Genomic DNA, 1,999 nt, shown 5'->3' on the forward strand with positions numbered 1-1,999 from the left:
GGCCTGGACCAGGCAGGCGCGGCGGGCCGTCTGGCGGTCCAGGCTCAGGAACGGGCGGCGGTAGCGGCGGCCGTCGCCGGAGGCCACGGCCATGCCGGAGAGGGAGCGGGTCCCGGAGCCGCGGGCGAGGCCGAGGAGGACCGTCTCGGCCTGGTCGTCGCGGGTGTGGCCGAGCAGGACCGCGGCGGCGCCGTGCCGCTCCGCGGCGGCGTTCAGCGCGGCGTAGCGGGCGTCGCGGGCCGCGGCTTCGGGGCCGCCGTCCCGGCCGACGGTGACGGTGACGGACTCGACGGGGTCCAGTCCGATGGCGGTGAGGCGGGAGACGACCTCGGCGGCGCGGAGGTCGGAGCCGTACTGGAGGCCGTGGTCGACGGTGACACCGCCGGCCCGGATGCCGAGTTTCGGGGCCTCGAAGGCCAGGGCGGAGGCGAGTGCCATGGAGTCGGCGCCGCCGGAGCAGGCGACGAGGACGAGCGGCCGGCGGCCGGGGGCGGCCGCTGCCTGGCCGGCCGGCGCGGAGCCGGGGGCCGGTGGCGTCAGGGGCGCTCGGGGCGCGGGGGACGCTTGCGGCACGGAGTGACCGGTGAGGTCGTTGAGGACGTCGTGGAGTACGCGGCGGACCGCCAGGCGTATCGCGGCGACCGCTGGATGGGGACCCATGTCCGTTTCCAATCGTTCAATTGGAGATGCCTCGGAGCGGATGAGCTTCGAGCCTCAGTCACGCTGAGTGTGTAGATGGTGACAGAGACGAGCTACTCTCCGAGCATCGCACGCCCGCCCACGGCCCACGGTCCCTCGGACGGGTGATTACAGGGGGCGTTCTTCTGCCGGGGACGCCCCCGGTTCACGACTCTGCTTTACGGTGCACCCTCGCGACCCAGTCCGCCGGTTTGGCGATCTCCGCCTTGGTCGGGAGCGTGTTCGGGGACGTCCAGACCCGGTTGAAGCCGTCCATACCGACCTCGTCCACGACAGCCCGTACGAACCGCTCCCCGTCCCGGTACTGGCGGAGCTTGGCGTCGAGGCCCAGCAGCTTGCGCAGCGCCGCGTCGAGCCGGCCGGCCCCGCTGGCGCGCCGCCGCTGGAACTTCTCGCGGATCTCGGCGACCGAGGGCACCACGTCCGGTCCGACGCCGTCCATCACGTAGTCCGCGTGCCCCTCCAGGAGCGACATCACGGCGGTGAGCCGGGAGAGGATCTCGCGCTGGGCCGGGGTCTGGACCAGCTCCACGATGGAGCGCCCGCCGTCGTCGGCGTCGTCGGGCCGGTTGCCGGTCAGCGACTGGGCGGCCTCGCGGAAACGTTCCAGGAGAGTGGCCGGGTCGACCTCGGTCTCGCCGAGGAACGACTGGATCTCGCCCTCGATGTGGTCGCGCAGCCAGGGCACGGCCGTGAACTGCGTGCGGTGCGTCTCCTCGTGCAGGCAGACCCAGAGCCGGAAGTCGTGCGGGTCCACGTCCAGCTCGCGCTCCACGTGGACGATGTTCGGCGCGACGAGCAGCAGCCGCCCGCCGCCGGTGACCGAGCCCGGCAGGTCGCGGGTGGCCGGCGCGAAGGTCTCGTACTGGCCGAGGACCCGGGAGGCGAGGAAGGACAGCAGCATGCCCAGCTCCACGCCGGTCACCTTGCCGCCGACCGCGCCGAGCACGGCCCCGCCGGGCATCGTGCCGCGGCGCTCCTGCATCTTCTCCAGCAGCGGCTTGAGCACCGCGCGGAACCCGGCGACGTTGGCCCTGATCCAGCCCGCCCGGTCCACGACCAGGACCGGGGTGTCGCCCCCGTCCTCGCCCGCCGGGACCATCCGGGTGAAGGCCCGTACGTGCTCCTCGGAGGACTTGGCGTGCCTGCGCAGCTCCGCGACGATGGCGCGCGCCTCGTCGCGGCTCACCTCGGGCCCCGGCCTCACCAGCCGGGTCGCGGTCGCCACCGCGAGGTTCCAGTCGACCATCTCCGCACCACCGATGCTCGTCATGACTTCACCGTTCGTGGCCGCCCGGGG

2 protein-coding genes are annotated in these 1,999 nt (G+C 73.6%); both read right to left on the minus strand.

Features of this window, described 5'->3' with window-relative positions; all coding sequences use genetic code 11:
* On the minus strand, positions 1-660 hold a 660-nt coding region (tilS, locus tag ACFU99_RS41945), incomplete at its 3' end, for a tRNA lysidine(34) synthetase TilS (protein ID WP_384403587.1).
* 184 nt (positions 661-844) lie between these two features.
* Complete coding sequence (locus ACFU99_RS41950) at positions 845-1,972, minus strand: zinc-dependent metalloprotease (RefSeq protein WP_384403590.1); 1,128 nt, start codon at positions 1,970-1,972, stop codon at positions 845-847.
* Positions 1,973-1,999 lie beyond the last annotated feature (27 nt).

This window comes from Streptomyces sp. NPDC057654, assembly GCF_042800135.1.
Classification (GTDB): Bacteria; Actinomycetota; Actinomycetes; order Streptomycetales; family Streptomycetaceae; genus Streptomyces.